The 22246-nt window shown below is 54.5% G+C and carries 19 protein-coding genes; 11 read left to right on the top strand and 8 right to left on the bottom strand.

The window, feature by feature from the left end; all coding sequences use genetic code 11:
• Positions 1 to 22 precede the first annotated feature (22 nt).
• From TH2_RS11450 to TH2_RS11440, 3 genes are all read right to left on the bottom strand, one after another.
• Complete coding sequence (locus TH2_RS11450; protein ID WP_008890593.1) at positions 23 to 850, bottom strand: J domain-containing protein; 828 nt, start codon at positions 848 to 850, stop codon at positions 23 to 25.
• Positions 850 to 1572 (bottom strand): hypothetical protein, encoded by a 723-nt coding sequence (locus TH2_RS11445; protein WP_008890592.1) that lies wholly within the window; start codon positions 1570 to 1572, stop codon positions 850 to 852. The genes TH2_RS11450 and TH2_RS11445 overlap by 1 nt, the downstream gene beginning before the upstream one ends.
• A gap of 67 nt (positions 1573 to 1639) precedes the next feature.
• A complete protein-coding gene (locus TH2_RS11440; protein ID WP_008890591.1) occupies positions 1640 to 2539 on the bottom strand; it encodes a division plane positioning ATPase MipZ in 900 nt (299 codons plus the stop codon).
• A 239-nt stretch (positions 2540 to 2778) separates the two neighbouring features.
• Between TH2_RS11440 and TH2_RS11435 the strand changes: the two genes are divergently transcribed.
• The 6 genes from TH2_RS11435 to TH2_RS11410 all read left to right on the top strand — a co-directional run bounded on the left by TH2_RS11435 (position 2779) and on the right by TH2_RS11410 (position 10118).
• Positions 2779 to 3768 (top strand): MORN repeat-containing protein, encoded by a 990-nt coding sequence (locus tag TH2_RS11435; protein ID WP_157194056.1) that lies wholly within the window; start codon positions 2779 to 2781, stop codon positions 3766 to 3768.
• A 31-nt stretch (positions 3769 to 3799) separates the two neighbouring features.
• The gene (locus tag TH2_RS11430) at positions 3800 to 4936 is read left to right on the top strand and encodes an NAD(P)/FAD-dependent oxidoreductase (RefSeq protein WP_008890589.1); all 1137 of its coding nucleotides are present in this window, start codon (positions 3800 to 3802) and stop codon (positions 4934 to 4936) included.
• A 32-nt stretch (positions 4937 to 4968) separates the two neighbouring features.
• Positions 4969 to 6147, top strand: coding sequence for an endo alpha-1,4 polygalactosaminidase (locus tag TH2_RS11425; RefSeq protein WP_008890588.1), 1179 nt, complete (start codon positions 4969 to 4971; stop codon positions 6145 to 6147).
• 164 nt (positions 6148 to 6311) lie between these two features.
• Complete coding sequence (locus TH2_RS11420; protein WP_008890587.1) at positions 6312 to 6911, top strand: 2-hydroxychromene-2-carboxylate isomerase; 600 nt, start codon at positions 6312 to 6314, stop codon at positions 6909 to 6911.
• Between the two features lie 113 nt (positions 6912 to 7024).
• Positions 7025 to 8374, top strand: a complete 1350-nt coding sequence (gene gdhA, locus TH2_RS11415) for an NADP-specific glutamate dehydrogenase (RefSeq protein ID WP_008890586.1) — start codon at positions 7025 to 7027, stop codon at positions 8372 to 8374.
• 67 nt (positions 8375 to 8441) lie between these two features.
• On the top strand, positions 8442 to 10118 hold the full coding sequence (locus TH2_RS11410) for a thiamine pyrophosphate-dependent enzyme (protein WP_008890585.1): 1677 nt from the start codon (positions 8442 to 8444) through the stop codon (positions 10116 to 10118).
• Between the two features lie 106 nt (positions 10119 to 10224).
• Here TH2_RS11410 and TH2_RS11405 read toward each other — a convergent pair whose 3' ends face one another.
• Positions 10225 to 10458: a hypothetical protein gene (locus TH2_RS11405; protein ID WP_008890584.1), complete on the bottom strand. Its 234-nt coding sequence runs from the start codon at positions 10456 to 10458 to the stop codon at positions 10225 to 10227.
• A 538-nt stretch (positions 10459 to 10996) separates the two neighbouring features.
• Between TH2_RS11405 and TH2_RS11400 the strand changes: the two genes are divergently transcribed.
• Positions 10997 to 12046 (top strand): Glu/Leu/Phe/Val dehydrogenase dimerization domain-containing protein, encoded by a 1050-nt coding sequence (locus TH2_RS11400; RefSeq protein ID WP_008890583.1) that lies wholly within the window; start codon positions 10997 to 10999, stop codon positions 12044 to 12046.
• Between the two features lie 93 nt (positions 12047 to 12139).
• Here the strand turns inward: TH2_RS11400 and TH2_RS11395 are convergent, their stop codons facing one another.
• The 3 genes from TH2_RS11395 to putA form a co-directional block, all read right to left on the bottom strand.
• A complete protein-coding gene (locus tag TH2_RS11395; RefSeq protein WP_008890582.1) occupies positions 12140 to 12373 on the bottom strand; it encodes a (2Fe-2S)-binding protein in 234 nt (77 codons plus the stop codon).
• Between the two features lie 165 nt (positions 12374 to 12538).
• A complete protein-coding gene (locus TH2_RS11390; RefSeq protein ID WP_008890581.1) occupies positions 12539 to 13168 on the bottom strand; it encodes a BON domain-containing protein in 630 nt (209 codons plus the stop codon).
• A 228-nt stretch (positions 13169 to 13396) separates the two neighbouring features.
• On the bottom strand, positions 13397 to 17200 hold the full coding sequence (gene putA / locus TH2_RS11385; protein WP_008890580.1) for a bifunctional proline dehydrogenase/L-glutamate gamma-semialdehyde dehydrogenase PutA: 3804 nt from the start codon (positions 17198 to 17200) through the stop codon (positions 13397 to 13399).
• 204 nt (positions 17201 to 17404) lie between these two features.
• Between putA and TH2_RS11375 the strand changes: the two genes are divergently transcribed.
• Positions 17405 to 17878 carry an Lrp/AsnC ligand binding domain-containing protein gene (locus tag TH2_RS11375; RefSeq protein WP_008890579.1) on the top strand — a complete coding sequence of 158 codons (474 nt, stop codon included), beginning with the start codon at positions 17405 to 17407 and terminating at the stop codon, positions 17876 to 17878.
• A gap of 119 nt (positions 17879 to 17997) precedes the next feature.
• Positions 17998 to 18630: a 2-hydroxychromene-2-carboxylate isomerase gene (locus TH2_RS11370; protein WP_008890578.1), complete on the top strand. Its 633-nt coding sequence runs from the start codon at positions 17998 to 18000 to the stop codon at positions 18628 to 18630.
• Between the two features lie 62 nt (positions 18631 to 18692).
• On the opposite strand, the gene TH2_RS11365 is transcribed toward TH2_RS11370, so the two are convergent.
• Positions 18693 to 19508 carry a hypothetical protein gene (locus tag TH2_RS11365; RefSeq protein WP_157194054.1) on the bottom strand — a complete coding sequence of 272 codons (816 nt, stop codon included), beginning with the start codon at positions 19506 to 19508 and terminating at the stop codon, positions 18693 to 18695.
• Between the two features lie 306 nt (positions 19509 to 19814).
• Here TH2_RS11365 and TH2_RS11360 point away from each other — a divergent pair, with 306 nt between their 5' ends.
• Complete coding sequence (locus TH2_RS11360; RefSeq protein ID WP_008890576.1) at positions 19815 to 21425, top strand: carboxyl transferase domain-containing protein; 1611 nt, start codon at positions 19815 to 19817, stop codon at positions 21423 to 21425.
• A gap of 7 nt (positions 21426 to 21432) precedes the next feature.
• Positions 21433 to 22245 (top strand): enoyl-CoA hydratase/isomerase family protein, encoded by an 813-nt coding sequence (locus TH2_RS11355; protein ID WP_008890575.1) that lies wholly within the window; start codon positions 21433 to 21435, stop codon positions 22243 to 22245.
• Position 22246: the final 1 nt, after the last annotated feature.

The following is a 22246-nucleotide window of genomic DNA, read 5'->3' as shown; positions in this document are numbered from 1 at the left end:
GCAAGCGCACGTATTATTGACGCTAATCTTTACATAGCCGTAACAAAAGGCTTCGGGCGGCATTGATCTTTGAGGCCAGATAGTCCGATCCACCATGATCCGGGTGAACCGCCTTGATCTGCTTTTTATAGGCCCGGTTGATTTCCTCGCGGGTGGCATTATCCGCCACACCCAGGATTTCTCGGGCCTCTTTCGCCGTCATGCCTGATGCACTTGAACTCCTTTTGCCACCTTGGCCTTGCTCGTTATGGTTGCGGTCGCTTCCTCCGTTTTGTGCTCCGTCTTCGCCGTGGTCTTTCTGTTGCCAGCTTTGCCATCCCGCACAATCAGGACGGCGTTCAAGATAGGCTTCCAGAACCGCCCGGCTTTGGTCGGTTGCACTGCAACAGTCAACATAAAGCGACTGCAGGTCGTCAAGTCCCAAGCTGTCAAGATCGGCCCCGGCAAAGGGACCGCTGACAACGCCACCGCGCATTTGCCCGGTTTCAAGATCAAGCACCATATGCAGAAATTCAGTGCGAATTTCCGAACTTGATCCCGCACCGGATGTGCGGTTGCCAAAACTTCCCGGCTGGGCGCGTTTTCGGGACGCTGCAAAGATCCTGCGAAAAATTGGCCACAGGAATCCAAGCTTCATCATCCGAAACAAGAACGGCACAGTCGCCGCCAAAGCAGCACCCATCGCGGCAATCTTGCCTGTGAGCAACAACCAGCCCGCAAGCATGATCAACACCAAGATGATCAGAAATAAGACAATTTTACGGATTTCTTTGGGCTCGGCCTCTGTCATCCAGCGAATGAAGAAGCCAACCCCGATAAATGCTGCGATTCCGATCAAAAGCCACTGCATCAACGCGGCTTTCGCAATTGATGACCAAGCCTGAGCACTTCCTCGGACCCGGTTTTCTTTTGATAGATCGAAAGTCCGGACTGCCCGCCCACCGCATAGCTTGCCACTGCGCCCAGTAAATCACGAAGCTTGCCGGCTGCACTGGCATCAAACTGCATGAAGGCACCACCGGTTATTCGCGCAATTTCGCCAAAGGCAAATGCCGCATCCCGATCGTGGCCTTCCTGAAACATGAATGCCTTTACCCCCTTAAGCGCCAGTTTCCCGGCAATCGGGGCCAGATGATCTGGATTTTCCTCGATACAGTCGCCGACATAAATCAAGGCATCAATTTTTTTATCACCCGCTTCACGTTCGACATGGGCCAGAACCCGTTCGATCTGAGTATGCCCGGCACGGCAGGTGACCTTGGTGATATAGTCGCGAAATGATTTGGCGTTGCGGCACCAGCCACTTGATTTGCATTCCGAAAGCCCGCGAAAGAACACAAGCTGCACATCAAGGGCGCCAACACCGTCGACCGCCTCAAACATTTCCGCCTGAATTTCAGCCGCGCTGTCCCAGCTTGGCTGGCGGCTGGCGGTTGCATCCATGGCAAAAATCAGTCGTCCCTGTGCTGGCCCGGATGATGGCGCGTGTACCGCCATCTGCCGCGCCTTGCCCAGGAAGTCTGCCACTTCATTGGCGTCGGATGTCTCTGGAATGATGTCTTTGCGCGTCAAGGAGACCTGCCTGCTTCATATTCCGGTTGGACAATTTGTCGTCCCACAAGATATAGGCCGGATGCAGTCAGATCGGCAACTCCTCGCCGTCAGCCGGCTTGAAGCCGATCACTTCCAGAAGCGATCTGACTTCCTGACGGGCGGCCATGTGCGACATGCTCATCGGGATGCCGACACCCTTTTCACGCAGATCCAGCAGCGTCAGACCTTTGAGGAAAAGTTCGCGATAAATCACACGTTCGCCAAAGCCCGGCGCCTGACGGAAGCGGATGCGATCGGCCAACTTGTCGACGATTTCGGCAATGTCACGTTTGTTGCGCGCATCAAGATGTGAAAGACGGTTACGCATGACGATCCAGTCAATCGTGCCGCCATCAATCGCCGCCCGACGTTTGCGCGCATCCCAGACCATCTCGGCATAGATGCTGGGTCCCTTGATATCAAGGCTATCCGGATCAATCCGCGCCAGCATATCTAGGTCGATGAAGCTGTCATTGATTGGGGTGATCAGCGTATCGGCACAGGCATGCGCCAGACGAGACAGGTAATTGTCACTGCCCGGGCAATCCATGACGATGAAGTTGCAGCCGATCACCATTTCACCAAGAGCGGTCGTAAAGCGTTCGCGCTCGTCCAGCTTGGCTTGGTTGGCATCGGGCAGTTCACTGCGATAAATCGGCCGATGATCGGGCACCGGAAGCTTAAGGCCCTTGCGGTCATTAAAGGCGTTCCGGTTTTCGACATAGCGTGTCAGCGTCCCCTGACGGGCATCGATATCAAGCGATCCGACCTTGAACCCCATCTTCATAAGGGAAACGATCAGATGCATCGCCGTTGTCGATTTGCCTGACCCGCCCTTTTCATTGCCGATCACGATTACATGGGCGCGATTGGACGGCGGTTGTTTGTCCGTTGCCGTCTGCTGGCCCGCGCTGTCCCCGTTCGCGCCGGTCTGTTGCACCGTCATGATAAAATGCTCCGTATCTTCAGGCTTTTTGACTTTGTCCCCAAGGCCAACCTCCCCAATGAGCCCGTTTGCACCCAAAAATCAAGGTAAAAGAGATCACGTTAACAGGCATCGGTTGACTGCCCCCTAGCCAATCTAGATGCACAAAGGTAAAGATAAGGGTAGCGCAATACAAAAATGCGCCTGAAAACATATAGAAAGGACGCAATGTGAGGTATCGGGCGGCTTTGATCGGCAGCATGTTTGCAAGCCTTCTGGTGGCAACACCACAGATGGCCGTCGCACAGCAAACCGGCGGGTTCGAACAAATCCCGCAAGACCAGAGCCCTATTGTCTTTGCCTCGGACATCGAGGGTCAGAACAGCTTCCTGCGTCAGTATCGCGATAACAGCACGGTCTTTGTCGGCCGCTGGTATGCGCCGCGCTCGGTAAGCGAATCCCCTGCCGCTGCAAGCGACCTGTACCTAGAAACGGTCTATACGACCTCCGCGCCCGGTTTTAGGTTTAGCACCGCCATGGCGTCCGAGCAGTTGCTTGATATGTTTGACGCGCTTCGCGGCCGTACCAGCCTGAATGGTGCAAGCTTCGTGCAGCAAACCCGATACGGCCCGATTGCCCTGTCGCCCTTTACCCGCAACGGGTCGCAATGCGTTTCCTTTGTCGGGCAATGGGACCCGCAAACACCGGCCCAACGTGGCAGTCGACTGCTGGGCTACTACTGCACCCCGACACAGGTTCAGGCCACAAGTAGAAGCAGTGCGCCGCTCAGTGGTCTGCCAATGATTGATGCCCAGGAATTTGCCGCCGGTTTCTTTGGCCGATTGAACATTGAACTCGCGGAAAATTCGGCAATTGCCGCCACTGTTGTCGCACCAGCAGATGAAACCCCGCTTCAGCAGCCTGAAGGCGAAACCACCCCGCCGCCGATTGATGGCATTGATATCATCACCAACTGGCAATCGGTGCGCGGAACCGGCACGTTGCGCTTTGATCAGCCATCGGGCGAAGGCACGATGATCCTTGATGATGACCAACGTCATTGCGAGGGCATCTGGCGCCATGAAGGCGGCGCCTATCAAAGTGATACGCTTCCGTTCGGGACTTGGTATGTCTATTGTAACGACAGCAGCTTTGCGCGCGGTATTTACACCAGCGAATCCCCGGCTGTTGTCACCGGTAATGGCAAGGACAACCAAGGACAGGCTGTCTATTTCCGCCAGGCAAACTAAACCCACCACCCTAACCAAGATACACGTGATCATGACTGCAGATATCCAAACCATCGTCATCGGGGCCGGCGTTGTCGGCCTGGCCTGTGCCCGTTCACTTGCGCGAACCGGCCGCGAAGTCCTGATCATTGAACAGCATGATGCGATTGGCACCGAGACCAGCGCACGCAACAGCGAAGTCATTCATGCCGGAATTTATTATCCGAAAGGCAGCCTGAAGGCCGAGCTTTGCGTCACCGGGCGCGAGATGCTGTATCGTTATTGCGAAGAAAACGGCATCGAACACAAACGCACCGGCAAACTGATTGTCGCCACGGCCGAGGACCAAATGGCCGCGCTGGCCGGGATTAAGGACAAGGCTTTTGAAAACGGTGTCACTGACCTTGTCTGGCTGTCCCGCGAAGAAGCCCTTGAACGCGAACCAGCCCTTCATTGTGTCGGCGCCCTAGAAAGCCCGTCAACCGGCATTGTCGATAGCCATCAACTGATGGTTACCCTGCTGGGCGAGGCGGAAAATCATAGCGCAACGCTTGCGATCAACACAAAGGTCACGGCCGTCAGTTTCGAAAACGGACTTTATACCGTCAGCACCACCGATGCCGATGGCGAAGAAATGAGCCTGACCTGCGCGGAACTGATCGTTGCCGGTGGCCTGCATAGCCAGACCTTGAGCCGGAACTTTACCGGCCTGCCACAGGCATCTGTCCCGCCGCAGCATTATGCGCGCGGCTGTTATTTCACGCTATCGGGCAAGGCACCATTTTCCACCCTGATCTATCCGGCCCCCGAACAGGCAGGCCTTGGCATCCACCTGACCCTTGATATGGGGGGGCAGGCACGCTTTGGCCCGGACGTGACATGGGTTGATGCGCCAAACTATGACGTCCCCGAAGAACGTCGTGCCGCCTTTGCCAAAGCCATCCGCAAATACTATCCCGACCTTGATGAAAGCGCGCTTCAGACCGGCTATGCCGGGGTGCGCCCGAAAATTCAGGCCCCGGGCGAAGCTGCGCGCGACTTCATGATTGCTGATGAAAAACAGCACGGGCTTAATGGTCTTGTAATGCTCTATGGTATTGAATCACCGGGTCTTACTGCATCCCTTGCAATTGGCAACCGTGTGACCGAGTTGATCACACAGCAAGGCGCAATGAAGGCAGCATCATAAGATCGCCCATATCATCAGTGATGGATAAAGGCATGGCCAAGCAACCTTACAGCACGTCAGGGCGGACCCGACAAACGGCGCAAAATGCGTCTGGCGGAAAAGCCGCGCCCAAATCCATCTCGCGCCGACATTTCCTTGGCACCGGTGCGGCGGGGCTTGGCGGGGCATTACTGGCATCAACACCGATTGTTGCAGTTGCACAGCAGCTAGAACCTTTTATCCCAGCCCCCAATAGCCTGACCGAGGGGCTCCCCGGCCTGACCGACACCGGAAAGCCTGAAAAAGACTTCGTCGAGGAAATGCGCGATTACGTCATCGCGATCAGTCGGTGGGCAAAAAGCTATCGCAGTGACTTTTCGATCATTGCGATGAATGGCCTGGAACTGACCGAGTTTCTTGAAAAAACCCTGTTTGCCACACGTGGCGTTGCGGAACCGGCCAGAAACTATTTGCGAGCACTTGACGGCATTTTGGTCGAAGCCCCGTTTTACGGCTTTGACAAATACGGCGAAGCCACCAATGCCGAAGAAACCAAATACATCCTTGGCTATCTCGAACGGCTGAAACTTGAAGGCCTGCAGTATCTTGCGGTCGATTACACCGAAAATCGATCCGACATGGACAAGGCGCGCGCGCAGCTTCGGGGGCTGGATGCACTTTATTACGCAGCCCCACCGCCGGGCATGCAGCTTTCATCGCTGGCAAAGGTTCCAAGCACACCTTTCGGGGCAAACCCGCATGTGATCGACAATATCCGCGAGGCAAAGAACTTTGCCCTGGTGCTTGATAGTTCGCCCTATGGCACGAAGGACGCCTATGTCGATGCGCTGGTTGCAACCAACTATGACACGCTGATCATTGATCCGTTCCATCGCGGGACCATTCCACTAACCTATGATGATATGAAGCGGCTTCGTTACAAGAAGACCGGAACACCACGGAACTTGATTTCGTACCTCAATATCGCGACGGCCGAGACATATCGTTATTACTGGCAAAGCGGATGGCGTGCCGGAAGTCCCGATTTCATCAGTGAAGGCAACCTGATGGCACGTTGGGGACAGGAAAACCACGTGCATTATTGGTCACGCGAATGGCAAAGCATCATCTTTGGCAGCGAAAACAGCTATCTTGGCAACATCATGAAGCTTGGCTTTGATGGTGTTCTGATGGCGGGTATTGATGAATATTCCTGGTGGCTTGATTACTAGGCCGCGCAGACATTTCGCATTCCATCATCACAAACATATGACCTGAACCTGTGCGTGATTACGCCAAGGACATTTGACGCAGCACCCCTGTTTGGGCAGTGTGGTGGGTGTCGAATGTCGGCAATTCAAAAACATGATCAGCATCGCGGCGCCAGGAGGCCCATATGTCCGAACCCATCATCCACTATTTCTTCGTGCAATCACCGTGGTCTTTTTTCGGGTTTCGCCGCGTTGTCGACATCGCCAAAAAACATGGCGTGGAAATTATTCATAAGCCCTGCCGGGCAGCCGATGTCTGGGAACATGGTGGTGGCGTGCCTTTGGCAAAACGCCCGAAACCGCGTCAAGAATACCGACTTGTTGAACTGAAACGCTGGTCGGATTATCTCGGCATTCCGATCAATCTGCATCCGACCCATTTCCCGGTCGATGAAACACTTGCCGCGCGCACCATCATCGCCGTTCAGGACGATGGCAAGGACGTCAGTGCTTTAACAGAAACCCTGATGGGGGATATCTGGCTGCGTGAACGTGATGTTTCGCTGCCCGCGACCGTGCGCGAGGCCCTGATATCAACTGGCCTGTCGACGGAATATCTCGAACATGCCGACTTGCCAGAGATCGCCAAAATCTATGACGAGAACTGCCAGTCCGCACGGGATCGTAACATCTTTGGTGTGCCGACATATTTTGTCGGCAACGAGATGTTCTGGGGGCAGGACCGCCTTGATTTTGTTGAACGAACGCTTCAACAGAACGCCTGATCAAGCGCGCCATAGCACCTTAAAAACCACCAAAACAAAATATTATGCGGGCACTTTTTCGCCTCTGGCACGTTAACCAGAGCAGCAGAAACAGTAAAAAAGCCCGCATTTAAATGACACAAAGCGCATCTGATTTTCAAAAGGACTTCCTGACCCGGCTTGAGGAAAAGACACCGAACGAGCCGGAATTTCACCAGGCAGTGGAGGAAGTCGTCGGCTCCATTGCCGGTTGGTATCTTGATCAAACCGAGATGCGCAAAAATGCGGTTCTTGAACGCTGCACGGAACCGGATCGCGTGCTGCAATTTCGCGTGGCATGGGAAGACGATGACCAACAGATACAGGTCAATCGCGGCTGGCGCATTCAGTTCAATCAATCGATGGGCCCCTATAAAGGCGGCCTTCGGTTTGCCCCGACGGTAAGTACCAGTATCTTCAAGTTTCTTGGGTTTGAACAAACCCTGAAAAACAGCCTGACCGGCTTGCCGATGGGCGGGGCAAAAGGTGGTGCCGACTTTTCGCCAAAGGACAAATCTCCGCAGGAAATCGGCCGTTTCTGTCAGGCATTCATGCAGGAACTATATCGCCATATCGGGCCGGATACCGATGTGCCCGCCGGTGACATCGGCGTGGGCAGACGTGAAATCAGCATCCTTTTTGGTCACTATATCAAGCTGACGCAAAAGTGGACCGGTGCGCTGACCGGAAAAGGATGCCACTTTGGCGGCAGTGCCGGCCGCACAGAAGCAACCGGCTATGGCTGCATCTATTTCCTTGGTCACATGCTTGATCAGGAAAACAAGGAAATCAAAGACAAACGCATTGCGATCAGTGGTGCAGGCAATGTTGCGCTTCACGCCGCGCGCAAGGCCATAGAACTTGAAGCCAAGGTCATAAGTCTGAGTGACAGCTCCGGCACTATGCACTTTGCCAATGGCCTGACAAACGACCTTCTTGATCAGGTTGATGACTGGAAAAACAACCAACGCAAATCACTGTCAGAATTTGACGGCGGCAAGAATGCTGACTTCCTTGAAGACAAGAGCCCCTGGGGGCTTGAGTGCAATATCGCCCTGCCCTGCGCGACCCAAAACGAGCTTGATGAACAAGACGCCAAGCAGCTTGTTGAAAACAAGGTGATGATGCTCTGTGACGGCGCGAACATGCCGCTGACGGCAAAGGCGCAGGAAGTATTCATCAACGCCAATATCCCGCATGCCCCTGGCAAAGCATCCAATGCCGGCGGCGTTGCAGTAAGCGGCCTTGAACAGAGCCAGAATGCGCAGCGTCTGAGTTGGGATACGGAAAACGTCGACAACCGCCTTCGTGAAATCATGTCCAAAATTCACAAGGACTGTATTGAAAACAGTCCGGACGGAAAAATCATCAATTATCGCGATGGTGCCAATCTTGCTTCGTTCAAGCGCGTCGCAGAAACCATGAATGCATTCTGGCTTTCGTAATCAAACCCGGCAGTTGATGCGATTGTAGTTTGCGGCTCTCTCACGACTGAAACCAAGGAGTTTCCCCATGAAAGTTGCCGATATCGCAATCAATTTACTGAGTGACCTTGGCGTCAAACATGTGTTTGGCATCCCAGGTGACGCAATCAATGACATTACATTTGCCCTTGAAAACAGGGATGAAATTGATTTCGTGCTTGTCCGGCATGAAGAAGGCGGCGCGTTTGCCGCATCCGCACAGGCGAAACTGACCGGCAATCTTTCATGCTGTGTCGGCACGGCGGGTGGCGGAGCCATCCATCTTCTGAACGGCCTTTATGATGCCCGTCATGACCATGCCCCGGTTCTTGCCATCACAGGCCAGGTTGATTCGGAATTTATCGGCACCGAGTATCATCAGGAAGTTGACCTGAAAAAGCTGTTCGAAGACGTCACCGTCTATTCCGAGACGATCATGGACCCGGCACAGGCCCCGCGTATCCTCAAAGAAGCCTGCAAGGCCGCGATTGAAAATCGTGCGCCCGCCCATGTCTGTATCCCGAACAATATCGCCAGTGCCGATTGCGCCGATGATCCGATCAATATTGCAACCTTGTTGGCCACCCGCAAAGTTTCCCCGTCCAGCGAGAACCTTGATCACGCTACCAAACTGATTGATCAGGCATCAAAGCCCGTCATACTTGCCGGTATCGGTGGTGCCGAGGCAGCGCAGGAGATCTTTGATCTGGCGCACCGGATTGATGCACCGATCGTCAGAACCCTGCGCGCCAAAGACTGGCTTGATGACGACGATCCCATTTGCATTGGTGGGCTGGGCCTTCTGGGGGGCAAACCGGGGCAGGATTCTGTCGAAGATTGCGATTTGCTGTGCATCGTTGGGGCCGATTTCCCCTATCAGGAATTTTTCCCCAAAGATGCCAAAACCATCCAGATCGATAGCAATCGCAGCCAGATCGGCAAACGGCTTGATATTGATGCCCCGTTGATCGGAAGCGCCAAGCTATCGGTGCAAGGCCTTCTTGATCGCGTCACTCCCAAAGACACCGAAACACAGCGCAAACACTGGATCGATAAAGTCAAGGATCAGCAAGACGATTGGTCAAAGATCGAGAAATCCGACAAAAGCCCGCTTCACCCCGCAAGCGTCATGGCCGCAATCGGAGACCATGCCGCCGATGATGCCATTTTCCTGGTTGATACCGGAACGACCACAGCCTGGGCCGCGCGGCATTTGCGAGTAAAACGTAACCAGCGTTTCACCCTGTCGTCCGGGCTCGGCACGATGGCTTTTGCCCTGTCCGGCGCCAATGGCGCGCAGCTTGCCTATCCTGATCGTCAGGTGGTCGCCATTGCGGGTGACGGCGCATTCAACATGCTGATGGGTGAACTTTTGACCGCTGCCGAATACGATCTGCCGATTACGGCGGTTGTCTTTGACAACAGCAAGCTTGGCTTTATCGCACTGGAACAGGAAGCCAAAGGCCTGCCTGAACATGCAATCGCCTTTAAAAACCCGGATATGGCGGCCATCGCCCAGGCCTGTGGCTGTCTTGGCCTGCGTGCGGAAAACACCAAGGAGCTTTCAAGCGCGCTGTCACAAGCGTTTGCAAGCAAGAAGCCAACCGTCATTCAGGTCCCGGTTGACCCTGACGCCCTGATCATGCCGCCAAACCCGACCTTCTCGCAGGCACAGAAATTTGCCGTTGCCAAGGGGCGGGAAATGCTCGGAAAGCTGAGGTCATAGGCCGAAATGCCCTGATGAAGCCTGCTTTGTTTTGCAGGTTCAGCTCAGAAAAAAAGCGTGGCAGCAAAGCTGACCACGCTTTTTTTTCGAATATGTTTGGTGACTGTTATCCTAGGCGTTTGACGTGATCGACAACGAAACCATCTTCTGACGGATAGCTATTTTCGATCATGGCAAGGGCCTTGGTTTCGTCGCTGGCCGCAACTTCATGAGTTTGAACATCAGCCCAGCGGTCATCAAAGAGGTCGTGGGATCGGTTCTCTTTGACACATTCGCGCACAGCCTGATTGTGCAGTTCAACTTCATATACGGTTTGGCGATGGCCTGTGAATGCAGACATATCCGCCGCTCTCCTTATATTTTGTTCGCTGGCGCCGCCCAGACGCCAACCTGTCCTGAACCGGGAATCTCAATCACAAGATACCCAACCGTGAGTCTACGTTTCGCACCTTAACGAGCCGTAAATTGTCCGGTTAATTGATAGTTCCAGATTAATTGCTCCGGTTTCAAGTGCGAATTTGGCATAGGCGCATGACGAATACCCTGATTCAGGACAAATCGCCGCAAGTGCACTGCACCATAAAAGCCAGGCTGAAACCGACCAATTTCACCCACAAAAGAATCCCTGTCGGGTCGAAAATGCCACCTGCCTTCAAACAGCGAAGATGCTGCAGCGCACAGTGCGCGCAATAAAATTACAATGCAGCTTTGGCAAACTCAGAATAATTCCACACCAAAGCAGCCCCTCAACCGAAACGATCTTTTTTGCACATTCGCGGAATTAGAAATTGATCCAACGCCGGATGCATCAAACATAAAGGGATAAGCAGGAAACAGCCTGCACCAGAAAAATGATGCTGCCAGGAGGCTGCAAGAGGATGAACGTCTTTTCCGATATCGCCTTTGATGACCACGAACAGGTCGTCTTTGCCAGCGACAAAACCACCGGCCTGAAAACCATCATCGCGGTCCACAACACCAACCTTGGCCCGTCACTTGGCGGCTGTCGCATGTGGCCCTATGCCAGCGAACAGGACGCCATCCATGATGTTTTGCGCCTGTCGCGCGGCATGACTTACAAATCCGCACTCGCCAACCTTCCGCTTGGCGGCGGCAAGTCGGTCATCATCGGTGATCCGCGCAGTCAGAAGACGCCAGAACTCTTCCGCGCAATGGGCCGCGCTGTCGAGCAACTTGGCGGGCGCTATATCGTTGCCGAGGATGTCGGCACCAGCCCCGAAGACATGGGTCATATCGCAAGCCAGACCAAGCATGTCGGTGGCATCAATGATGGCAAGGACCCGGAGCGCACCGGTGATCCGTCCCCCTTTACCGCCTATGGCGTTTTCATCGGGCTTAAGGAAGCGGTGCGCTTCAAACATGGCAGCGACGACCTTACGGGCATGCGGGTCGCAGTGCAGGGGCTGGGGCATGTCGGCTATCACCTCTGCCGGATGCTGCATGCGGCCGGGGCCAAGCTGATTGTTGCGGACCTGAATGCCGCCAGCATGAAGGCCGCTGCCATGGAATTTGGCGCAACCGCGGTTCCGGTTGATAAAATCCTGTCGGTTGATGCCGATATCCTTGCCCCTTGCGCCCTTGGCGGGGTGATCAATGACAAAACGATCGAGGAACTCAAGGTTGGTGTGATTGCCGGTGCGGCCAACAACCAGCTTGAAGATGATCGCCATGGCGAAATGTTGCGCGAAGCCGGGATTTTGTATGCCCCGGATTACGTGATCAATGCCGGCGGTGTCATCGAAGTCTATTACTGTCGCGAAGGCAAAACGGTTGCCGAAACCAACATGCATATCGAAGGCATTGGTGAAACCGTGCGCGAGATTTTTGAACGCGCCAAACAACAGAACCTGTCGACCGGCTTTGTCGCCGATCGCCTGGCCGAGGAACGCTTTGGCCTGAAAAAGTAACGGTGCTGATCAAGCAGCATCTGCCACAAACAACAAAGGCGAGGCCCATGTGGCTTCGCCTTTTTCGTTTTGTACGAATTGCCTGGAAGTAGCTTACTCGGCGGCAATCGGTTCGATATTTGCCGTCACAGCCGCTGCATCATCGCAATCGCAATTGCCGCAGGTCCTGGCCTGAAGCAGTTCTGCACGCATGTGGCAAGCACATTTGCCACATTGCGGCGCGCAACCATGGAAACGGAAAACTTCCGCCGGACGTGTCGCCCCGCCCTGCTCGGCGGCACGGCGGACGTCTTTCTCCTTGAGCGCATTACAAATGCAGACATACATGGTGCGATTGCAATCAGTTATTAATTACGTATCGACACCTCTAAGATAAATGCGAATGGTTTTCAAACACTTTTGCAACAAACCCGGACAAAAAAATTCCCCGCAAGGCCGAACGCCTGCGGGGAATTTTCGAAAAACTGTTTTATCACAAGGCGATAAAAGTGATCAGGCCTTTGCGATGTGGCTAACCACCTTGGTCACACCTTTGATCCGGCGCACGATCGACAGGACCTTTTCAAGCTCTGCATCGCTTTGTGCCTCGCCCATGATGTAGACGACATTCTGCACCGACTGCCAACGATAGTTGACGGAACTCACACCTTTTTCGGCCAATAACAATGCCTTGATCTGGCTTTCGATCCAGACGTCGGACACGGACTGGGTTGCCGAATCGGTCGGAACGGCGTTCTTGCCATATTCATCTTCGGCCCGGTGATAGGCATCAATCGTTTCCTGATCGGCAATTACCAGATGGTCATAGACCGTTTTGATCCGGTTATCCTGTTTGACCAGCGATATGACGTCATAATACTTGCCCTTGGAATCCACCATGCCGGTGACCATGACATTCTGTTCCCAGATGTCGATATTCACATCCATCAGATAGGTGTGATCGACCTTGGAGAACTCGCCAAGGATGCCAGACTTGATCTGGGTATCTTGCCACTGATCATTGCCGGTGCGGTCTTCCAACGGCATTTGCAGCGGTCCGCAGGCCGCCAGCGGTACCGCCAGCAGCGCACATACCGATACCGTTTTCAGAACACGGCCAATGCCGCAGTTTACCTTGATCATTCCTGTTCTCCTTGTTCATGCCTGCCTGACATGGGTCAATCTTCTTGCGTCAGTTCAAACGCCGCAGGACGTCAACTGTTCCGACCAATAGCTATTGCAGCCAATTTTGACGAAAAAAAGCCCGACCGTGTTCAGGCGCGCACATCCTACATCAGAGATCACGAATGAATGAAAGAAAAATGGACCGGGAATTTCGTCCCGGTCCATCTGACATGTCCATCTGGCAGATCAATCTTCTTCCATCGACATCAGCGATGCGTTACCGCCCGCCGCCGTGGTGTTGATCGTGATCGTCTTTTCAGTGGCAAAGCGATGCAGGAACGCCTCATCGGGCAATGCACCGTCATCCTCGGCGCCGCTATCGGAAATCAGCGACAGGATCGCGCCATCGCGCTTGGCCAGAAGCTGCTTGAACGACGTCACGCGATCAAGCGATGCCACGCACGATACCCCGGCGATATCACCATCATACATCGCGCCCAGACCGGTATTGGTGCCGACCGCCTTGACCAACTTGGCCGGAAGGCCTGCCTGCTGTGCGAGTGCTGGAATATCGGCAAGCCATTTCTGATCGCCCGCAAGGATCACCGCATTGCCCGCGGCAAGGGCGGCACCAAGATGGCGGATGATTTTTGCCGGTTCCGCATCCTTGTCCGCCTGGATCAGGTAAACACCACGTCCCTGACAATAAAGGTCGTTGGTTTCACCAGTCGGCCCGGGCATCCGGGTTGGTGCCACAAAGCCGTTTTCCGAAAGGGCGGCAAAGTTCGCCACATGATCGGCCCCCGCCATCAGGGCATCATTGCCCGATGCATCCATCTTGGCCGACAGCTTTTCAAGGATGGTCACACGCGCATTGCCATTGGTTGCCTGCCATTCTTCCTGGGCGGCCAGCATCGCGGCATATTCGCTGGTCGCAATGACATCCTTGACGATGATCGGTGCACGATCGTCTGACACGTCATCATTGGAAATGGTATTTGCCTTCGCAATCGGCTTGGCAAAGCGTTCGACATAGTGCGGACCACCGGCCTTTGGACCGGTCCCCGATTTACCCTGCCCGCCGAACGGCTGAACACCGACCACCGCACCGATCTGGTTACGGTTCACATAGCAGTTGCCAACCCGCAGTTTCTGCGAAATCTCGCGCACGGTGGTATCAATACGGGAATGAATACCAAGGGTCAGGCCATAACCCGATGCATTGATCTGATCAAGGATCTTGGGCAGATCGCGCGCCTTATAGCGCACCACATGCACAACCGGGCCGAACACTTCGCGTTCAAGCACATTGATCGATGGGATTTCAAAGCAATGCGGCGCAAAGAAATTGCCGCCTTCGCATTCCGGAAGCATGTCACAGGCATGCAGAAGCTTGGCTTCTTTTTTCATGCGCTCGGCATGGGCTTCAAGAACCTTGCGCGATTTTTCGTCAATCACCGGACCGACATCAATATCAAGGAACTTCGGATCACCGACGCGCAGTTCCTTCATCGCACCGACCAGCATTTCACACAACTTGTCGGCAATGTCTTCCTGAACAAACAGCACACGAAGGGCCGAGCAACGCTGACCGGCCGACTGGAAACCGGAAATGATTGCGTCCTGCACGACCTGTTCGGGCAGTGCGGTCGAGTCCACAATCATCGCGTTCTGACCACCGGTCTCGGCAATCAGTGGCAACGGAACGCCCGGGCGTTTTGCCAGCGCCTGGTTGATCACCTGTGCGGTTTCGGTTGATCCGGTAAAGGCGACACCGGCAATGCGCGGATCATTGATCAGCTGATTACCAATCACACGCCCCGGCCCCGGAACCATTTGGAATGCCGAGCCCGGAACGCCGGATTCAAGGATCAGTTCTGCCGCACGGGCAGCAATCAGTGAAGTCTGCTCTGCCGGCTTGGCAATCACAGCATTTCCTGCTGCAAGGGCTGCGGTTACTTGCCCCAAGAAGATCGCAAGCGGGAAGTTCCACGGGCTGATGCAAACAATCACCCCCCGGCCTTCAAGCGGGCTGCCTTCGCGGAAGGTTTCCTCCGCCCGGTTGGCGTAATAGCGGCAGAAATCGACGGCTTCGCGCACTTCGGCAACGCCATCGGAATAAAGCTTGCCGGCCTCGCGCTGACAGAGCGCGATGAACTCGTCCATGTTTTCTTCAAGCAGATCGCCCAGACGACGCAGTGCCGTCGCACGGTCACTTGCCGGTGTCTTGTTCCAGGTCTCATAGCCCTTGAGCGCTGCCACAACGGCGGCGTCAATATCAGCCTCGGTCGCCTGCACAAGATCACCGACCTTCTCGTCAAGCTTGGCCGGGTTGATGACATCAATCGGGGTGCCCGAAACAAGTTTGCCATCAATCAGCGGGGCGGCGTTCCAGGTCTTGTTCTTGATCTCGGCAAGCTTGGCACTGAGTGGCAGAAGCTTTTGCGTATCTGTCAGATCAAGCCCGCGCGAGTTGACGCGACTTGCACCATAAAGGTCAATCGGTGCCGGAATCTTCGGATGGCCTTTGCGCGGAAGGGCCGCCATCTTTTCGATCGGATCGGCGATCATTTCCTCGATCGGCAGCTGTTCATCCTGAATACGGTTCACAAAGCTGGTGTTTGCGCCGTTTTCCAACAGACGGCGCACCAGATAGGCCAGAAGGTCTTCATGGGTGCCAACCGGCGCATAGACACGGCACGGAACGTTTTCGCCGTTCTTGTCGACGATCTGCTCATAAAGTGCTTCGCCCATGCCATGCAGACGCTGGAATTCAAAGGTGCGGTCATTACCCGCCATTTCCAGAACCGATGCCACCGTGTGGGCATTGTGGCTGGCGAACTGGCAATAAAATGCATCGCGACGCGACAGCATATATTTCGCACACGCCAGATAGGACACATCGGTCGATGCCTTGCGGGTAAAGACCGGATAGCCGTCAAAACCGTTTTCCTGACTGAATTTGACTTCGGTATCCCAATAGGCCCCCTTCACAAGGCGGACCATCATCTTGCGCCCGACCTTGGTCGACAGATCGGCAAGCCACTCCAGAACGTGATAGGCACGTTTCTGATAGGCCTGAACTGCCAAGCCATAGCCTTCCCAGCCATCAAGATCCGGATCGGCAAAGACAGTGCCGATGACATCAAGCGACAGGTCAAGACGGTTGGCTTCCTCGGCATCGACGGTAAAGCCGATATCGTATTTCTTTGCCAGAAGTGCCAGTTCCTTAAGCCGCGGGGTCAACTCGTTCATCACGCGATCATAGTTGGCAAAGTCATAGCGCGGATGGATCGCCGAAAGCTTGACCGAGATGCCCGGACTATCAATCGGCCCACGGCCATTGGCAACGCGCCCGATATCATGAATGGCAGTTTCGTATGCCTTATAATATCGATCGGCATCCTTCATCGTCCGGGCGGCTTCGCCCAGCATATCATAGGAATAGCGATAGCCTTTTTCTTCATTCGCCTTGGCGCGCTCGGCGGCCTCGTCAATCGTGCGGCCCATCACGAACTGGCGGCCCATGATCCGCATGGCGTGGTTGAATGCCTTGCGAATGACAGGCTCCCCCGAACGGCCGATCATGCGTTTGATCAGGCGACCAGGATCGGCCTTTTCCGCCTTGCCGAACTTGATCACCCGCCCGGTCAGCATCAGCCCCCAGGTCGACGCATTGACAAAGAAGCTGTCGGAATGGCCGAGGTGGCTTTGCCAGTCGGCATCAAACAGTTTGTCCTGAATAAGCTTGTCGGCGGTCACCGCATCGGGCACACGCAGAAGTGCCTCGGCCAGGCACATCAGGATGACGCCTTCCTTGCTCGACAGCTCGTATTCATGCAGCAGGGCATCAATGCCGCTTTTGCCGTTATCGGCACTGCGCACGCGGGCAACCAGTTGATAGGCGCGGTTCTGAACGCGCGCGGTCTGTTTCGGGGAAAGACGCGCTGTTTCGATCAGGCGTTCAACAACGGCCTCTTCATCGGCACGATAAGTGTCACGGATCGTCTGGCGGATTTCATTCGGTTGCGGCAGTTCGGTACGGAACATGTTTAAAAGCCTCTCCCTGATGTTGGACTTTGCCGATCCCGAAGAACGCACATTATTTCAGGCGCTTCGGGGCCTTTTGCACCTCTATGGCAACAGACAATATTATTTCATCCGAAAAATGTGCTGCCATTTTTGGCTAAAATACGATATATCATCCACAATTTTTACATTCACATAGTCACAAATACTGGCTGGACGCTTAAAATGCAGAAGAACCACAAGAGCCTGGACAAGATCGACAAACAGATCCTACGCGAACTTCAGAACGATGGCCGCATGTCCAATGTGGAGCTATCACGCCGGGTCAATCTGAGCCCGACACCCTGTCTGGAACGCGTGCGCCGCCTTGAGCAAAACGGCTTTATCACCGGCTATATGGCAACACTGGATCCGCGCAAGCTTAACCAGTCACTTGTGGTCTTCGTTGAAATCACTCTTGATCGTACCACACCTGACGTCTTTGACGTATTCGCCGCTGCGATCAAGAAGCTCCCTGAAATCGAAGAATGCCATATGGTCGCAGGTGGTTTTGACTATCTTGCGAAACTGCGCGTCGAGGACATGTATGCCTATCGCGAGTTCCTTGAACGGCTGTCTTCTGTTCAGGGTGTCGGTCAGACTCATACATATGTCGTGATGGAAGAAGTAAAAGTCCGACCCGGCATCGTCATTCCCTGATTTTCTTTTTTTGTTGATTCGCAACAACTTAATAGATCAAAATCGCATTCATCAAAGCAGACATCAGATCTGCTGAAAAAGTTGTTGGTTAAAACAAAACGGAAAACGGGTGCAGGAACATGTCTGAAGTCAGCTTCTACTTCGATTTCTCGTCACCTTACGGTTACCTTGCCGCCGAGCGGATGGAAGACTTCGAAAAACGCCATGGCGTCACGGTCGTCTGGCGCCCCTTCATGATTGGTGCTGCCTTCAAACAGACAGGACAAAGCCCGCTTCTGGATCAGCCGATCCGCGGTCCTTATTTCCGGCACGACATGGAACGCTGCGCACGCCTGCAAAACATTCCGTTCCAAATCCCCAATAACTTCCCCTACGCGGCACTGGTTCCGACCCGGGCCTATTACTGGCTGGAATCGCGATCTCCGATGCTGGCGCGCAAGTTCGCCAAGGACATCTATCGCGGCTATTTTGCCGACGGGCTTGATATGTCCAACCCGGAAAATGTTTTTGCCGCCGCAACCCGCCATTCCATCAATGCATCCGAAATGCGTGCCGCCGTCGAATCCCAGAAATGGAAAGACCATGTCCGCGCTGTCACCGAGGACGCGATCAAGATGGGTGCCTTTGGATCGCCCTTCTTCTTCTACGAGGACGAACCTTTCTTCGGGAATGACCGCATCGATCAACTCGCCCAGTGGATTTCACTGCGCAAGCTCACACTTGGCAGCACAACAGACAACCCCGGGCAGTAGCACCGTCAACCATCGCTGTTGACCGAAGAACAACCCCTTCTGGAAGGCGCAGATCAGCCTTTCTACTTCACGACTTTTTCTTGCACTTTCGTGGTCGACAACCAGGTTTGTGCATTGCGTGCAAGAGCTTGGCGGATATCATCGCGTGCAAGCACTTCATCGATCATGGCGACCGCTTTCTTGCCCCAAGCATTCTTGGTGCAAACTACGTGGTAGTTGATTTTTTCTGATGCCTCGCGGAATGGGTGGGTAACGATCATCGGGGCGCTATCACCACCAAGACCGTTCTTTTGATTGACCAGAAACCACGTCAATGCCCAAGGTGGCGCCAGCGAAAAGTCCACACGTTTCATTTCAATCATCGACAACATCGGCGCCAGGAAATTGGGTGTGGGATGTCGAACGACGCTGTCTGAGTTTGAATAGCGCTGAATGATCCTGTCTGTTTCTTCGCCATACGAAATGCCCGCCCCGATTCCGACGACAAAGCCCGCGTCAAGCAATTGCGCCAGCGAGACCTTGTCATCAATCGCCTCACGGAGCTTTCGGTTGCTTGGGGAATACACCAGGTGACTGCTTTCAAGCACAGCGCTTGGCTGCTCGGAAAAATAGACAACCTCTTCGCGCTCAGCGGTCCGGATCAGTCCCGGTACACAGTAGTTTCCCGTTTTCATCAGGGCAAACAACCGCGCCATATTGGCATGCCCCTTCACCATGTCGGGATCAAGCGACGTACCGAACAATATATCAAGGATCCCGCCATGAAGCCCCTTGCCGGCCAACGGTCCGCTGCCAATACCAATCGGCGGCACATCGGCCTTAAGCCAATGAATTTCATAAAGCGTATCTTGCGCATGCGCGGACCTTTGTCCGAACACAACAGCAACACATGAACACAACACCAAACAGATCAAAGTCCGGTATGACATTATTTTTTCGCCCGCATTCCCAAGACAAGATCGATCAAAATAAGGATCGGCTGCGATTTTATGGCGACCACTGGTCATCTGCAAACAACCCATATGCGCTAAACGCTATGGGTGATTTGATAGCATATAGTTAATTTCGGTACTGAAATACCGATTTAATATTGACGTTTACGTAAACTTCACCGATAACAACAGCCATAAACACCCTGCACGCGGGCCGATTTGCCCATAACAAAAAAACGGTGAAAACGGACGATGACGGTACTGAAATCTGCGGTGAACGCCCGTTCCGAAGAATTCCGCAACAATGCCGAACATATGGAAAAGCTGGTTGCGGATTTGCGCGATCAAATCGCTGCGGTCAAACTGGGCGGCGGTGAACGCGCCCGTGATCGCCATACCGGGCGGGGCAAATTGCTGCCACGTGAACGTATTCGCCAGCTTCTTGATGTCGGCTCCCCGTTTCTGGAACTCTCCCAACTTGCCGCACATGGCATGTATGGTGATGAAGACGTTCCGGCAGCCGGCATCATTACCGGTATCGGCCGCGTTTCAGGCGTTGAATGCGTGATTGTCGCCAATGACGCCACGGTCAAGGGTGGTTCCTACTACCCGATGACGGTGAAGAAGCATCTTCGCGCACAGGAAATCGCACTCGAAAACAACCTGCCCTGCATCTATCTGGTCGATAGCGGCGGGGCCAACCTGCCCCGTCAGGATGACGTTTTCCCGGATCGCGACCATTTCGGGCGCATCTTCTTTAATCAGGCAACCATGTCGTCCAAAGGCATCCCGCAAATCGCGGTTGTCATGGGGTCGTGCACGGCGGGTGGTGCTTATGTCCCGGCGATGTCGGATGAAAGCATCATTGTCCGCAAACAGGGCACGATCTTCCTCGGCGGTCCGCCGCTGGTGAAGGCCGCCACCGGTGAAGTTGTCTCGGCCGAAGACCTTGGTGGCGCTGATGTTCATTGCAAAACGTCCGGTGTGACCGACCATTATGCACAGGATGACAGCCACGCATTGTCGATTGCGCGCGATATCGTCAAGAACCTGAACTGGACGAAGAACCCCGGCCTGACCTTGACCGAGCCGCGCGCCCCGGCCTATGACCCACGCGAGATTTATGGCGTTGTCCCGACCGACACCAAAAAGCCCTATGACGTGCGTGAAATCATCGCCCGCATCGTTGATGGCTCCGACTTTGATGAGTTCAAGGCACAGTACGGGACGACACTTGTTACAGGCTTTGCGCGCATCTTTGGCTATCCGGTCGGCATCATTGCCAATAATGGCATCCTGTTTTCCGAAAGCGCGCTTAAGGGGGCGCATTTCATCGAGCTTTGCGCACAACGCGGCATTCCGCTGGTGTTCCTGCAAAACATCACCGGCTTTATGATTGGCCGCAAATATGAAAGCGGCGGCATTGCAAAGGATGGTGCGAAACTTGTCACCGCCGTTGCCACGGCAAATGTACCGAAATTCACTGTCCTGATCGGTGGGTCCTTTGGGGCAGGCAACTATGGCATGTGTGGTCGCGCATACAGCCCGCGCTTCCTGTGGATGTGGCCAAATGCCCGTATTTCCGTCATGGGCGGCGAACAGGCAGCGAACGTTTTGACGCAAATTCGCGCCGATGCCGCCGAAAAGCGCGGCGAAAACTGGCCGGAAGCCGAGCAGGAGGCGTTCAAGGCCCCGATCCGCGATCAATACGAGGAACAAGGCCACCCCTATTACGCATCCGCCCGCCTTTGGGATGATGGCGTGATTGACCCGGCCGATACCCGCATGGTTCTTGGCCTTGGCCTGTCGGCGGCACTCAACAAACCGGTCGAAGAAACCCGGTTTGGTGTCTTCAGAATGTGAGGTGATCATGAGTAATGTAAACACCGATAACATTTCTGATGCCGCCCTGTGTGAGATCGCCGCCAATGGTGTTGCGACCATCACGTTGAACCGGCCCGAAATTCACAATGCCTTTGATGATGTCCTGATCGCTGATCTGACCGCAAAGATCGAAGCCCTTGACGCCGATCCGGCTGTTCGGGTGATCATCCTGACCGGGGCTGGCAAAAGCTTTTCGGCTGGGGCGGATCTTAACTGGATGAAGCGTATGGCGGGCTATAGCCACGCGGAAAACCTTGCTGATTCCCGTGCACTCGCCAAACTGATGAAGGTTTTGAACTTTGCCTCGAAACCGACCATTGCACTGGTTAACGGGGCTGCCTTTGGCGGCGGCGTTGGTCTGGCAGCGTGCTGTGACATTGTGATCGCGTCAGACCGCGCAAGCTTCTGTTTGTCGGAAGTCAAGCTGGGCCTCATCCCGGCGGTGATTTCGCCCTATGTGGTTGAGGCCATCGGGGTCAATCAGGCACGACGTTACTTCCTGACTGCCGAACGATTTAATGCCCAGACCGCCCATCAGATCGGACTGGTGCATGAACTCACCACAACCGATGAACTGACTGCCCGTGGGCAGGAAATGGCGAAGCTTCTGCTGGCCAACGGTCCGGATGCAATGCATGCGGCCAAGAACCTGATTTACGCGGTTGCCAACAAACCGATTTCAGATGCCGTGATTGATGACACCGCCCAACGCATTGCCGATCAACGCGCAAGTGCAGAGGGCCGCGAAGGTGTCGGTGCCTTTCTGGAAAAACGTCCCGCGAACTGGAGCAAGAAATAAT

Source organism: Thalassospira profundimaris WP0211, from assembly GCF_000300275.1.
GTDB classification, from domain to species: Bacteria; Pseudomonadota; Alphaproteobacteria; order Rhodospirillales; family Thalassospiraceae; genus Thalassospira; species Thalassospira profundimaris.
This window is presented reverse-complemented; position numbering and strand designations above follow the sequence as displayed.

What these genes read in the sequence shown, in the direction of transcription:
- TH2_RS11450 (WP_008890593.1), bottom strand. Translation starts at nt 850, where the DNA reads ATGCAGTGGCTTTTGATCGGAATCGCAGCATTTATCGGGGTTGGCTTC.
- TH2_RS11440 (WP_008890591.1), bottom strand. Translation starts at nt 2,539, where the DNA reads ATGACGGTGCAACAGACCGGCGCGAACGGGGACAGCGCGGGCCAGCAG.
- TH2_RS11435 (WP_157194056.1), top strand. Translation starts at nt 2,779, where the DNA reads ATGTTTGCAAGCCTTCTGGTGGCAACACCACAGATGGCCGTCGCACAG.
- TH2_RS11430 (WP_008890589.1), top strand. Translation starts at nt 3,800, where the DNA reads ATGACTGCAGATATCCAAACCATCGTCATCGGGGCCGGCGTTGTCGGC.
- TH2_RS11425 (WP_008890588.1), top strand. Translation starts at nt 4,969, where the DNA reads ATGGCCAAGCAACCTTACAGCACGTCAGGGCGGACCCGACAAACGGCG.
- TH2_RS11420 (WP_008890587.1), top strand. Translation starts at nt 6,312, where the DNA reads ATGTCCGAACCCATCATCCACTATTTCTTCGTGCAATCACCGTGGTCT.
- gdhA (WP_008890586.1), top strand. Translation starts at nt 7,025, where the DNA reads ATGACACAAAGCGCATCTGATTTTCAAAAGGACTTCCTGACCCGGCTT.
- TH2_RS11410 (WP_008890585.1), top strand. Translation starts at nt 8,442, where the DNA reads ATGAAAGTTGCCGATATCGCAATCAATTTACTGAGTGACCTTGGCGTC.
- TH2_RS11405 (WP_008890584.1), bottom strand. Translation starts at nt 10,458, where the DNA reads ATGTCTGCATTCACAGGCCATCGCCAAACCGTATATGAAGTTGAACTG.
- TH2_RS11400 (WP_008890583.1), top strand. Translation starts at nt 10,997, where the DNA reads ATGAACGTCTTTTCCGATATCGCCTTTGATGACCACGAACAGGTCGTC.
- TH2_RS11395 (WP_008890582.1), bottom strand. Translation starts at nt 12,373, where the DNA reads ATGTATGTCTGCATTTGTAATGCGCTCAAGGAGAAAGACGTCCGCCGT.
- TH2_RS11390 (WP_008890581.1), bottom strand. Translation starts at nt 13,168, where the DNA reads ATGATCAAGGTAAACTGCGGCATTGGCCGTGTTCTGAAAACGGTATCG.
- putA (WP_008890580.1), bottom strand. Translation starts at nt 17,200, where the DNA reads ATGTTCCGTACCGAACTGCCGCAACCGAATGAAATCCGCCAGACGATC.
- TH2_RS11375 (WP_008890579.1), top strand. Translation starts at nt 17,405, where the DNA reads ATGCAGAAGAACCACAAGAGCCTGGACAAGATCGACAAACAGATCCTA.
- TH2_RS11370 (WP_008890578.1), top strand. Translation starts at nt 17,998, where the DNA reads ATGTCTGAAGTCAGCTTCTACTTCGATTTCTCGTCACCTTACGGTTAC.
- TH2_RS11360 (WP_008890576.1), top strand. Translation starts at nt 19,815, where the DNA reads ATGACGGTACTGAAATCTGCGGTGAACGCCCGTTCCGAAGAATTCCGC.
- TH2_RS11355 (WP_008890575.1), top strand. Translation starts at nt 21,433, where the DNA reads ATGAGTAATGTAAACACCGATAACATTTCTGATGCCGCCCTGTGTGAG.